The sequence below is a fragment of the Streptosporangium canum genome (assembly GCF_900113865.1).
Taxonomy (GTDB): domain Bacteria; phylum Actinomycetota; class Actinomycetes; order Streptosporangiales; family Streptosporangiaceae; genus Streptosporangium; species Streptosporangium canum.
This window is the reverse complement of sequence record NZ_FOQY01000011.1, coordinates 80872-92234: the sequence shown is the minus strand read 5'-3', so window position 1 is coordinate 92234 and position 11363 is coordinate 80872. Positions and strand designations below refer to the sequence as shown.

9 protein-coding genes are annotated in these 11363 nt (G+C 73.1%); 5 read left to right on the top strand and 4 right to left on the bottom strand.

The window, feature by feature from the left end; genetic code table 11:
• Position 1 precedes the first annotated feature (1 nt).
• Positions 2–952, top strand: coding sequence for an enediyne biosynthesis protein UnbU (locus tag BM085_RS18200; RefSeq protein ID WP_177245153.1), 951 nt, complete (start codon positions 2–4; stop codon positions 950–952).
• A 29-nt stretch (positions 953–981) separates the two neighbouring features.
• A complete protein-coding gene (locus BM085_RS18195; protein WP_093888153.1) occupies positions 982–5430 on the top strand; it encodes an SDR family NAD(P)-dependent oxidoreductase in 4449 nt (1482 codons plus the stop codon).
• A 2-nt stretch (positions 5431–5432) separates the two neighbouring features.
• Here BM085_RS18195 and BM085_RS18190 read toward each other — a convergent pair whose 3' ends face one another.
• A complete protein-coding gene (locus tag BM085_RS18190) occupies positions 5433–6080 on the bottom strand; it encodes a class I SAM-dependent methyltransferase (protein ID WP_245789385.1) in 648 nt (215 codons plus the stop codon).
• A 77-nt stretch (positions 6081–6157) separates the two neighbouring features.
• Here BM085_RS18190 and BM085_RS18185 point away from each other — a divergent pair, with 77 nt between their 5' ends.
• From BM085_RS18185 to BM085_RS18175, 3 genes are read left to right on the top strand one after another with little or no spacing between them, the layout of a single operon-like run.
• Entirely contained in the window at positions 6158–6622 is a 465-nt protein-coding gene (locus BM085_RS18185) for a pyridoxamine 5'-phosphate oxidase family protein (RefSeq protein ID WP_093888152.1), read from the top strand.
• A 9-nt stretch (positions 6623–6631) separates the two neighbouring features.
• Positions 6632–6826 carry a ferredoxin gene (locus BM085_RS18180; protein WP_012894631.1) on the top strand — a complete coding sequence of 65 codons (195 nt, stop codon included), beginning with the start codon at positions 6632–6634 and terminating at the stop codon, positions 6824–6826.
• Positions 6827–6837: 11 nt separating this feature from the next.
• Positions 6838–7923: an alcohol dehydrogenase catalytic domain-containing protein gene (locus BM085_RS18175; RefSeq protein WP_093888151.1), complete on the top strand. Its 1086-nt coding sequence runs from the start codon at positions 6838–6840 to the stop codon at positions 7921–7923.
• Between the two features lie 71 nt (positions 7924–7994).
• On the opposite strand, the gene BM085_RS18170 is transcribed toward BM085_RS18175, so the two are convergent.
• The 3 genes from BM085_RS18170 to BM085_RS18160 are packed head-to-tail and all read right to left on the bottom strand — an operon-like array spanning position 7995 to position 11319.
• Positions 7995–9002, bottom strand: a complete 1008-nt coding sequence (locus BM085_RS18170) for a sugar phosphate isomerase/epimerase family protein (protein ID WP_093888150.1) — start codon at positions 9000–9002, stop codon at positions 7995–7997.
• The gene (locus tag BM085_RS18165) at positions 8999–10264 is read right to left on the bottom strand and encodes a Gfo/Idh/MocA family protein (RefSeq protein ID WP_093888149.1); all 1266 of its coding nucleotides are present in this window, start codon (positions 10262–10264) and stop codon (positions 8999–9001) included. Before BM085_RS18165 ends, BM085_RS18170 begins: the two co-directional genes overlap by 4 nt.
• Entirely contained in the window at positions 10264–11319 is a 1056-nt protein-coding gene (locus BM085_RS18160) for a substrate-binding domain-containing protein (RefSeq protein WP_093888148.1), read from the bottom strand. The genes BM085_RS18165 and BM085_RS18160 overlap by 1 nt, the downstream gene beginning before the upstream one ends.
• Positions 11320–11363: the final 44 nt, after the last annotated feature.

Below are 11363 nucleotides of genomic sequence, written 5' to 3'. Positions count from 1 at the left end.
CATGGACGCCGCCTGGAAGCGCGGCCGGGCGCTCCGCCGCTTCGCCGGGTCGATCACCGTGATGACCGTGCTCGGGCACACCGTGCTCGGCTTCGAGCAGGCCTACCTGACGCCGATCGCCGGCGCGGTCACCGGGATGGTCGCCGAGTTCGTGCTGGAGACCGCGGAGGCGTGGGCGTGGCGGCGCCCGGCCCGCTACCGGGGGACGCCCGGCCAGGCGGCCGACTTCTTCCTGCCCTCCTACATCACCGGGCTGGCCTGCGCGATGCTGCTGTACGGCGGCGCCGACCCGATGCCGGTCGTGCTGGCCGTCCTGATCGGCGTGGGCAGCACGTACGTCCTGCGGGTCAGGGCGCCGGGCGTGGCGGGTCCTCGCACCGGCGGCGTGCCCGGCAGGCACTACCTGAACCCGTCGTGCTCCGGCGCCCTCGCCGTGGTGCTGCTGTTCCCGTGGGTCGGCGTCGCACCGCCGTACCGGTTCGCCGAATGGGTGCCGGGGCCGCCCGGCGCGCTCGTGCCGCTGGCCGTGCTGGTGCTGGGCTCGGCGGTGAACGCCAAGCTGATCGGGCGGCTGCCGCTGGTCCTGGCCTGGGTGAGCGGGTCCGTCCTGCAAGGGGCGCTCCAGGACGGGCCGACCGGCGTCTCGACGATCGGCGCCCTGCTGCCGATGACCGGCGTGGCGTTCGTCCTCTTCACCGGCTACATGCTCACCGACCTGGGCACGACTCCCGTCCGGCCCCGTGGCCAGGTCGCGTTCGGCCTGGCCACGGCGGCGGTCCACGGCCTGCTGGTCCAGTTCCACCTCGTCCCCGGACTGTTGCCCGCCCTCGTGATCGTCTGCGCCGGCCGGGGGGCGGGCCTGGCCCTGCTCGCCCGCGTCCGCCCGCCGACCCTCCCCGTTCCCGCCGACGCCCGCGGCCTGTCCGAGGTGCCGGCGGGCGCCCAGCCATGACCCATGCGAACACCTGAGGGGTACGCCGAATGTCCGTCGCGATCGTGGGATTGGCCTGCACCTATCCGGACGCGCCCGACCCGGGGGCGCTGTGGGAGGCGGTGGTGTCGCAGCGGCGGGCGTTCCGGCGTCTGCCGGTCGAACGGCTGGACCTGGCCGGCCACCACTCCCCCGACCGGACCCACAGCACCCGTGCCGCCCTGATCGAGGGCTGGGAGTTCGACCGGGCCGCCTTCGGCGTCCCCGACCCGGTCCACCGCGTCACCGACCCGGCCCACTGGCTGGCCCTGGACACCGCGTCCCGCGCCCTGGCGGACGCGGGCTCGCCCGGCGGGGAGGGGCTCGACCGGGACCGGGTCGCGGTGATCGTCGGCGACACCCTGACCGGCGAGGTCGCCCGAGCCGCCACGCTCCGGCTGCGCTGGCCGTACGTGCGGCGCGTGCTGGCCTCGGCCCTGGCCGAGCTCCCCGAGGGGACGACCGCCCGGCTGCTGGCCCAGGCGGAGGCGGAGTATCTGCGGCCGTTGCCGGAGACCTCCGGGGAGAGCCCGGCCGGGAACCTGGCCGGCACGATCGCCGCGCGCATCTGCACCCACTTCGACCTGCGCGGCGGGGGATACACGGTGAACGGCGGATGCGCCTCGTCCCTGCTGGCGGTGATCACCGCCTGCCGTTCGCTGCTGGACGGAAGCGTGGACTTCGCGCTGGCCGGAGGCGTGGACCTCGGCCTCGACCCGTTCGAGCCGGCCGGCCTCGCCAAGGCGGGCGCGCCAGCCGGCGAGCGCATGCGGGTCTACGACATCCGGTCGGACGGCTCCCGGCCGGGTGAGGGCTGCGGGATCGTCGCCCTGGCCCGTACGGCCGACGCCCGCGCCGCCGGGCTCCGGATCCACGCGGAGATCGCCGGCTGGGGCGTGTCCTGCGACGGCAGGGACGACGCCACCCGCCCCGAGGCCGACGGCCGGCTCCTGGCCCTGCGCCGCGCCTACGCGCACGCGCGTGTCTCCCCCGCCGGGGTCGCCCTGTTCGAGGGCGCCGGCGCCGGCGACGACACCGTCGAGCTCACCGCCCTCACCCGCCTGCTGTCGGACGCCGCGCGCCTGTCGGACGCCGCGCGGCGGGCGGTGACCGGATCCGGCGCACCGGGGCGGGCGGCCACCCGCCCCGGTGCCGTACGGGGGGCGGCGATCGGTTCCGTCAGCGCCAACATCGGGCACACCGGGGCGGCCGCCGGAGTAGCGGGGCTGATCAAGGCCACCCTGGGCCTCGCCTCCGGCGTCCTCCCCCCGACCACCGGCTGCCGATCCCCGCACCCCCTGCCGACCGCCCCCGACGCTCCCCTGCGGGTCCTGGCCGTCCCCGAACCGTGGCCCGCCGGGCCCCGCCTGGCGGGGGTGAGCGCCATGGGGTCCGGCGGCGTCAACGCCCACCTCGTCCTGACCGTCCCGGCGCCGACCGGCGAGGACGGCCGCCCCACCGCGCCGGGGGCCGGGCCGCGACGGCGGGTGATCGACGGGCCGTCGCGGGAGGAGCCGGTGGTGTTCGCGTTCTCGGGTGAGGACCTGGGAGCCGTACGGCCGGTGCTGGAGCGGGTCGCGGACCAGGCGGCGCGGTGGTCGGAGGCGGAGCTGTGCGATCTCGCGCACGCGCTGGGGACCGCCCCCGCCGGGCCGTCGCGGATCGCGATCGTGGCGGGGTCGGCGGAACAGCTCGCCGAGCGGGCCGGTCTCGCCCTGGACTGGCTGGACGGCGCCCAGCCCGGCCTGCCGGCCACCCTGCCGGGGGTGTATCTCGGACCGGACACGAAGGACGGGATCGCGAAGGACGGGATCGCGAAGGACGGGATGGAGCCGGCGTCCCCCTCCGGCGGGATCCCCTCGGCCGAGGCCGCCGCCGCCCTCTGGGCCGCCATGGCCATCCCGGATCTCACCGCCCTCTACGGTGATCATCCGGCCCGTCCCTTCGACATCTGGCGCGACCGCGTCTTCATCTCCATCCCCTTCCCGCCCGTGCCGTACGAGGGCTCCGAGGCCGCCGGGAACGGGGAGGCCCCGGACGAGCCGGCCGAGAGGGCGTGCCGGGAGCGGGCGGACACCGGGCCGGTGGCCGGTGTGGCGCGCTGGGTGAGGTGTTTCGCCGACGACCCGGCGGCCGTCGAGCGGCCCGTCCCCGCGGGGACCGGGGAGGTCCGTCCCGGCGGCCAGGCCCCTCCCGCCGCGAACGGGAAGGGCCGCCCCGGCGTCCGGCCGGGGGCGGATGACGGCGAGAAACCGGTCAGGCGGGTCGAGATCGACGATCCGCTGCGGCCGGGGGCGGTCGAGACGCTGGTCACGGCGGTCCGCGAGGCGATCGCGAGCGGCGAGGGGCTGGCCGTGCTCTGCGAGGGCGACGCCCTGTCCGGGTTCCTGGCGTCGTTGGGGCAGGAGTACCCCGATCTCGGCCTCGACGCCGGGCGTCCATGCGGAAAGGTCCCGCTCGACCTCGACGGGCAGGGGCCGCTCCCGGTGGGCCCGGCGGACGTGGTGCTGGTCAGCGGGGTCGGCGAGGGGATCGGGGCCGCCTGCGCCATGGCGCTGGCCGAGACGAGCGGGTGCGCGCTGGCCCTGCTCGGGCGGGGCCGGCCGGGCCACGACGCGCCCCTGGCGGAAGTCCTGGAGGAGCTGGCCCGCAGGGGCGTCCGGCACGGCTACGCGACGGTGGACGTCGGTGACGCCGGGGAGGCGGCGCACGCCGTACGGGAGCTGGAGAGCACGCTGGGACCGGTCACCATGGTGATCCACTCGGCGGACGCCGACCGGCCGGTACGGTCCGCCGGCCTCACGGCCGAGGACGTCGAAAGGCACATCGCGCCCAGGCTGACCGGCCTGGACAACCTGCTGGCCGCGGCCACGCCCCGGCGGGTGGTGACCTTCGGATCGGTAGCCGGCCGGTACGGCCTGGCGGGCGGCAGCCACCGCGCGCTGGCCGAGGGGCTGCTGCGGGAGCGGGTCAGAAGGATCGGCGGGCTGCACATCGACTGGCCCGTGTGGACCGGGACCGGGACCGGGACCGGCCCGGAGCGGCGGCCGGGCGCCGCCGGAGCGGAGGTGACGGCCATCGCGCCGCAGGAGGGAGTGGAGCTGTTCCTCACGCTGCTCAGGACCGGCGACCTGCCGCCCAGCGTGGCCGTCCACGGCAGGCTGGGCGACCCCCCGGCCCCCTGCCCGGCGGGAGGGCGGTTCCTCGACGAGGTCCGCGTGCACGTCCCCGGGGTGGAGTTGGTCGCCGACAGCCGCCTGTCGCTCGGCAGCGACTCCTACCTGGACGACCACCGGATCGACGGGCTGGCGGTACTGCCCGCGGTGGTGGCGCTGGAGGCGATGGCGCAGGCCGCCGGAGTGCTGGCGGGACGACCGCTGGACGAGGCCGGGCAGATGACGTTCGACCGGCCGGTGGCCGTGCCCGACGAGGGCGGCACCACGATCCGGGTGTGCGCGCTCCGGCACGAGCAGACGGTCGAGGTGGTGGTCCGCAGCGAGGAGACGGGATTCCGCGTCGACCATTTCAGGGCCGTGTTCCCGGTGGACCCGGCCGATGAGACGCTGGCCGTGCCGCAGCTGAACCGGGACGGCGCCGAGCCGCTGGACGCCGGGGAGCTGTACGGCGCGCTGTGCTTCCACACCGGCCGGTTCCAGCGGGTCAGGGAGCTGACCCTCGTCGAGGCGCGGGGATGCCGGGGCGAGTTGCACGGCGACGACCCCGACGGCTGGTTCGCCGACAGGCCGGTGCTGGGCAGTCCGGGGCTGAGCGACGCCACGATCCACGCGCTGCAGGCGTGCGTGCCGCACCGGCGGCTGCTGCCGGTCGGCGGCGAGCGGCTGGTGGTCCGCCCGTCCCAGGGGGACGTGAGGCTGCACGCCACCGAGCGTCACCACGACGGAGGCGAGTACGTCTGGGACGTCACCGCCACCGACGTGCGCGGGCGGCTGGTGGCGGCGTGGACCGGGCTGCGGCTGAAGGACGTCGGCCCGCTCCCCCGGCGTGACCCGTGGCCGCCGAACCTGCTGGCCGTCTACCTGCAACGGGCCGCGGTCGCCCTCGGCCTCGATCCGGCACTGCACGTGACCATGGACGGCGGGACGTCCCACAGCCGGCTGGGCGACCTCGTGCTCGGCGTGGACGGCCCGGCCCACTGCTCCTGGGAACGGGTGGGCCGGGCGCGGGGAACGCTGGGACCGGCCTCCGTCTCGCTGATCGAGGAGCTGCGGCCGTGCTGCGACGAGCCCGAGGAGACCGTGACCACCCGGATCTGGACGGCTCTGCAATGCCTGTCCGGAGCGGGCCGCCCGCCGACGACGCCGCTCACCGTCGTGGACGGCCACGAGGGCGGCTGGCTGCTGCTGCGGGCCGGCACCGACCTGATCGCCTCGACGGTGGTCCGGGTCAGGGGCGTGGAGGAGCCGGTCGCGGTCTCGATCATGACCGGGGAACGGCGGTGAGGTCAGCCGATGCCGGGACCGATCCGCTCCAGCACCCGCAGCGAGCCCTCCTGCCTGACCTCCTTGAACGCGCCGGAGGCGAGGACCCGCCGGTAGACGCGGTAGGGCGCCTGCCCGCCGGCGGCGGGGTCGGGGTAGATGTCGTGGAAGACCAGCGCGCCGCCCTGGACGACGTGCGGGGCCCATCCCTCGTAGTCCTTGGTCACCGGCTCCTCGGAGTGGCCTCCGTCGATGAAGAGCATCGCCAGCGGGGTTCTCCACAGACCGGCGACCCGCTCCGACCGGCCGACGACCGCGATGACCTCGTCCTCAAGCCCGGCGGAGGCGATGGTGGCGCGGAAGGTGGGCAGCGAGTCCATCTTGCCGAAACGGGGGTCCACCAGCGTGGGGTCGTGGTGCGCCCAGCCCGGCTGGATCTCCTCCGAGCCCCGGTGGTGGTCCACGGTGAAGACGACGGAACCGGCCTGCCTGGCCGCCGCGCCGAGGTAGACGGCGGACTTGCCGCAGTAGGTGCCGATCTCGCAGATCGGCCCGCGCGGGCCGTACTCGACGGCGGTCTCGAACAGGGCGAGACCTTCGGCGTGGGGCATGAAGCCCTTGGCGCGCTGGGCCGCGTACAGCAGGTCGGCAGGCATGGTCGCGTTGCTCATCCGAGCAGGGTATCCAGACCGAACAACATTCCGAAGGTCTCTTGCCGGGCCTTATGGAACGTGTTCTACTTTGCACCGTGAACCAGCGCGCCCGCATCGTGATGACCGAGGATGAGATCACCGCCTTCATCGGTGAATCCCGGAAACTTCAGCTCGGCACGATCAATCCCGACGGGACACCGCACATGGTGACCATGTTCTACGGGCTGACCGAGGGCAGGATCTCCTTCTGGACCTACGGGAAGGCCCAGAAGACACTCAACATCCAGCGGGACGCCCGGGTGAGCTGCCTGATCGAGGCCGGGGAGGAGTACTCCGACCTGCGCGGCGTCCTGATGTACGGCATCGCCCGGCGGATCGACGACTCCGGGGGCATCCTTGAGATCGGCATGAACGTCGCCCGGCGGATGGCGGGAATGCCTGACGCCGAGGAGCTTCTCACGGAGTATGTCGCCTACACCGGCCGCAAGAGGGTCGCCTTCGTGGTGGAGCCCACTCGAGTGATCTCATGGGATCACCGTAAGCTCGCCACCCCGGTCTAGGAGGCTGACATGAAGATCAAAGTCGACTATCTGGTATGCGAGGCCAACGCGGTCTGCACGGGACTCGCCCCGGAGGTCTTCGAGCTCGACGACGACGACCAGCTGCACCTGCTGCTGCCTGAGCCGCCGCCGGAGATGATGGACCGCGTCCGGCACGCCGTGCGGTCCTGCCCCAAAGCCGCCCTCTCCCTTGAGGAGAACTAGGAGGACCCCCCATGCGTGGTGCGCTTCTGCATGCCGTCGGCGACGACAAGCTCGACATCCGCGACGACTTCACCCTCGCCCCGATGGGCCCGGCGGACGTCCGCGTCAAGATCAAGGCGACCGGCGTCTGCCATTCCGACCTGTCGGTGATCAGTGGGCTGCTGCCCATGCCGCTCCCGGTCATCCCCGGTCACGAGGGGGCGGGCGAGGTCGTCGAGGTCGGCGACCACGTGACCACGGTCCAGCCCGGCGACCATGTCATCGTCAACTGGACCCCGGCCTGCGGCTCCTGCGCGAACTGCCTGGTGAACCAGCCGTTCCTGTGCATGACCTACGTCATGGACAGCTTCGTCAACGCCCGTTTCCGCTACGGGGGCGACACCCCGGCGTTCGGCATGGCCGGGTGCGGCACCTGGTCCGAGGAGATCGTCGTGCCCTGGCAGGGTGCGATCAAGGTCGATCCCGAGGTGCCCTACGAGGCCGCGGCACTGATCGGCTGCGGCATCACCACCGGGGTCGGCGCGGCGCTCAACACCGCCCGGGTGAAGGCCGGCTCGACCGTGGCCGTGGTCGGCAGCGGCGGCATCGGCCTGTCGGTGATCCAGGGCGCCCGGATCTCCGGTGCGACCACGATCCTGGCGATCGACCCGCTGGAGTCCAAGCACGAGCTGGCCAAGAAGGTCGGCGCCACCCACGCCGTCACCCCCGACCAGCTCATGGACGCGGTCGGCTCGCTGACCGGCGGCAGGGGATTCGACTACGGCTTCGAGGCCGTCGGCAAGTCCGCCGCCATCATGACCGCCTGGCAGGCCACCCGCCGGGGCGGCGACGTGATCGTGGTGGGTGCGGGCGCGATGGACGACATCGTCCCGCTGAGCGCCTTCAACCTGCTGTTCGAAGGGAAGAACATCCTCAGCTCGCTGTACGGCGGGTCGGACGTCCGCCGGGACTTCCCGTTCTTCGCCGAGCTGTACAAGGCCGGCAAGCTCGACCTGGAGAGCATGATCAGCGCCCGCATCAAGCTCTCCGACCTCAACGACGCCGTGGCCGCGCTGAAGGGCGGCGAGGTTCTGCGCCAGATCGTCGTCATGGACTGACCCGTTCCGGTACGGCCCGCCTCGCCGGCGCGACCGGCGGGCGCGGGCCGTACCTCAGCCCGGCGGCAGCCTCACTCCGAGGAGAAGGCGGAGTCGAAGGCGGCGGCCGGCGGGGTGATCGCGTTGAGCTCGCGGATCACGCCCAGCGCCTCCGGCGCCCCCGCCAGCCGGTCCATGCCCGCGTCCTCCCACTCGATCGAGATCGGCCCGGCATACCCGATGGCGTTCAACGCCCGGAAACAGTCCTCCCACGGCACATCGCCGCGCCCGGTGGAGACGAAGTCCCAGCCCCGCCGCAGGTCGGCCCAGGGCAGGTGCGAGGCCAGCCGGCCGCGCCGGCCGTCCCCGGTGCGGACCTTGGCGTCCTTGCAGTCGACGTGGTAGATCCGCTCGGCGAAGTCCAGGATGAACCCCACCGGGTCGATCTCCTGCCACACCATGTGCGAGGGGTCCCAGTTCAGCCCGAACGCCGGCCGGTGCCCGATCGCCTCCAGGGTGCGCACCGTGGTGTGGTAGTCGTAGGCGATCTCGCTGGGATGCACCTCGTGCGCGAAACGCACCCCCACCTCGTCGAAGACGTCCAGGATCGGGTTCCACCTGTCGGCGAAGTCGGCGTAGCCGTCCTCGATCATGGAGGCGGGCACCGGCGGGAACATCGCCACGGTGTGCCAGATGGCCGAGCCGGTGAACCCGACCACCGTGTCCACGCCCAGCCGGGCCGCGGCCCGGGCGGTGTCCTTGATCTCCTCGGCTGCGCGGCGGCGCACGCCTTCGGGCTCGCCGTCCCCCCAGATGCGGGCGGGCAGGATGGCCTTGTGCCGGGCGTCGATGGGGTGGTCGCAGACGGCCTGGCCGACCAGGTGGTTGGAGACGGTCCACACCTTGAGGTTGTGCTTGGCCAGCACCTCCAGCTTGCGCTCGACGTAGGAGTCGTCGGCCAGAGCTTTGTCGACCTCGAAGTGGTCGCCCCAGCAGGCGATCTCCAGGCCGTCGTAGCCCCACTCGGCGGCCAGCCGGCAGACCTCCTCGAACGGCAGGTCGGCCCACTGGCCGGTGAACAGCGTGATAGGTCGGGTCACGATTCCTCCACAGGGGTGAAACGGCTTCCGTCGGCCGCGCTCGCCTCGACCGCGGCCAGCACCCGCTGCACCCGCAGCCCGTCGGCGAAGGACGGCGCCGGAGCGACGCCGGCGGCGACCGCCTCGACGAAGTCCTTGATCTCATGGGTGAAGGTGTGCTCGTAGCCGAGCCCGTGTCCGGGCGGCCACCACGCCGCCGCGTAAGGGTGCTCGGCCTCGGTGACGATGACCCTGCGGAAGCCGGCCTCGGCCGCGGGCAGGGTGTGGTCATGAAACCACAGCTCGTTCATCGCCTCGAAATCGAAGGCCAGGCTCCCCTTTGAGCCGTTGACCTCGATCCGCAGCGCGTTCTTACGGCCGGTGGCGAACCGGGTCGCCTCGAACGAGCCCAGCGCGCCACCGCTGAAACGGCCGATGAACAGCGCGGCGTCATCGACGTCCACCGCCCCGGTGGCCACCGCGCCGTCCACCGTACCGCCCGCCGCGCCGCCCGCCGTACCGCCCGCCGCGCCGTCCGCCGTACCGTCGGCCGGGGCGGTGGCGCCGGTGGCGCTCAGCCCGGCCGAGGCCCCGGCCAGCGGACGCTCCTTGACGAAGGTCTCGGTCAGCGCCGACACCCCCTCCAGCAGCTCGCCGGTGATGAACTGGGCGGTGTCGATGACGTGCGCGCCGATGTCGCCCAGCGCGCCGGAACCGGCCCGCTCCCGCTGCAGCCGCCACACCAGCGGGAAGGCCGGATCGGCGATCCAGTCCTGCAGGTACTGGGCGCGCACGTGGTGCAGGCGGCCCAGCCGGCCCTCGGCGACCCACCGGCGGGCCAGCGCGACCGCCGGCACCCGCCGGTAGTTGAAGGCGACCATGGCGTGCACGCCCCGCCCGGCCGCGGCGCGGGCGGCGGCGGCCATCGCCTCGGCCTCGGCCACGCTGTTGGCCAGCGGCTTCTCGCAGATGACGTGCTTGCCCGCCGCCAGCGCGGCGATCGCGATCTCGGCGTGGCTGTCGCCGGGGGTGCAGATGTCGACCACCTGCACGTCGTCGCGGGCGATCAGATCACGCCAGTCGGTCTCGGCCGCCGCCCAGCCCAGGTCGCGGGCCGCGGCGGTGGTGGCCTCCTTCGAGCGGCCGCCCAGCGCCGCCATCACCGGCCGGACCGGCAGGTCGAAGAACGCGCCGACGCTGCGCCAGGCCTGTGAGTGCACCCGCCCCATGAACGCGTAGCCGACCATGCCGATCCCCAGCGTCGGCCTGTCGTCAGCGATCATCAGGACTCGAATCCGAGCGGCAGGTACTTCGCCACGTTGTCCTTGGTGATGGTCTCGGAGGCCAGCGTGATCGACTGCGGCACCTGGTTCTCCAGCAGATCGCTCATCCCCTTGCCCTGCGCGATCAGCCGGGCCAGCTTCACCGCCGAGGCGGCCATCGTCGGGCTGTAGGTCACGGTGGCCTTCAACACCCCGCTGTCGGCCTGGATCTCCCGCATCGCGTTGGCCGACCCGGCCCCGCCCACCATGAAGAACTCGCTGCGCCCGGCCTCCTTGACCGCCGCCAGCACGCCGATGCCCTGGTCGTCGTCGTGGTTCCAGATCGCGTCGATCTTCTTGTGCGCCTGCAGCAGGTTGCTGGTCACCTTCGTGCCCGACTCCACCGTGAACTGCGCGTCCTGCTTGGCCGTCACCGTGAACCCGTAAGTCTTCAACGCGTCCTCGAAGCCCTTGCTGCGATCCTGGGTCAGCGGCAGCGTCGCGATGCCCTGGATCTCCAGGATCACCGGGTCGGCCACCCCCTTGTCCTTGAGCGTCTTGCCGATGTAATGCCCGGCCGCGACCCCCATGCCGTAGTTGTCGCCGCCGATCCAGGTCCGGTACGACAGCTTGTCGGGGAAGACCCGGTCCAAATTGATCACCGGGATGCCCGCGTCGGAGGCCTGCCGGGCGATCTGGTTGAGCTGCTGGCCGTCGTTGGGCAGGATCACCAGCGCGGCGACCTTCGCCGCGATCAGCGACTCCACCGCCGAGATCTGCGCGTTGATGTCGTTGGTCGGCTCGACCGGCTTGAACTCCACATCGGTGTACTGCTTGGCCGCGGCCTCGGCGTTCTTGGCGATCGCGGCGATCCAGCCGTGATCGGCCGCCGGCGCCGAGAACCCGATGACGACCTTGTCACCGGGGGCGTCGTTGCCGCCGGTGGCCGCCGGCGCCGGCGCACTGGCTGCGGCCGGGGCGTCCGGGGTGTTGCCGGTGCAGGCGGTCACCAGCGCACCGGCGCCGATGACGGCTCCGCCGACCAGGAAACCCCGACGGGCGACTCTTTCTGTCATGACCATGCTCCTTCGCGGAGGGGAAGACCGGTTTTTCGGAGGGG

Bases quoted from the DNA above. Each gene is read 5' to 3' on its own strand.
- BM085_RS18200 (WP_177245153.1), top strand. From the start codon at position 2: ATGGACGCCGCCTGGAAGCGCGGCCGGGCGCTCCGCCGCTTCGCCGGG.
- BM085_RS18195 (WP_093888153.1), top strand. From the start codon at position 982: ATGTCCGTCGCGATCGTGGGATTGGCCTGCACCTATCCGGACGCGCCC.
- BM085_RS18190 (WP_245789385.1), bottom strand. From the start codon at position 6,080: ATGAGCAACGCGACCATGCCTGCCGACCTGCTGTACGCGGCCCAGCGC.
- BM085_RS18180 (WP_012894631.1), top strand. From the start codon at position 6,632: ATGAAGATCAAAGTCGACTATCTGGTATGCGAGGCCAACGCGGTCTGC.
- BM085_RS18175 (WP_093888151.1), top strand. From the start codon at position 6,838: ATGCGTGGTGCGCTTCTGCATGCCGTCGGCGACGACAAGCTCGACATC.
- BM085_RS18165 (WP_093888149.1), bottom strand. From the start codon at position 10,264: ATGATCGCTGACGACAGGCCGACGCTGGGGATCGGCATGGTCGGCTAC.
- BM085_RS18160 (WP_093888148.1), bottom strand. From the start codon at position 11,319: ATGACAGAAAGAGTCGCCCGTCGGGGTTTCCTGGTCGGCGGAGCCGTC.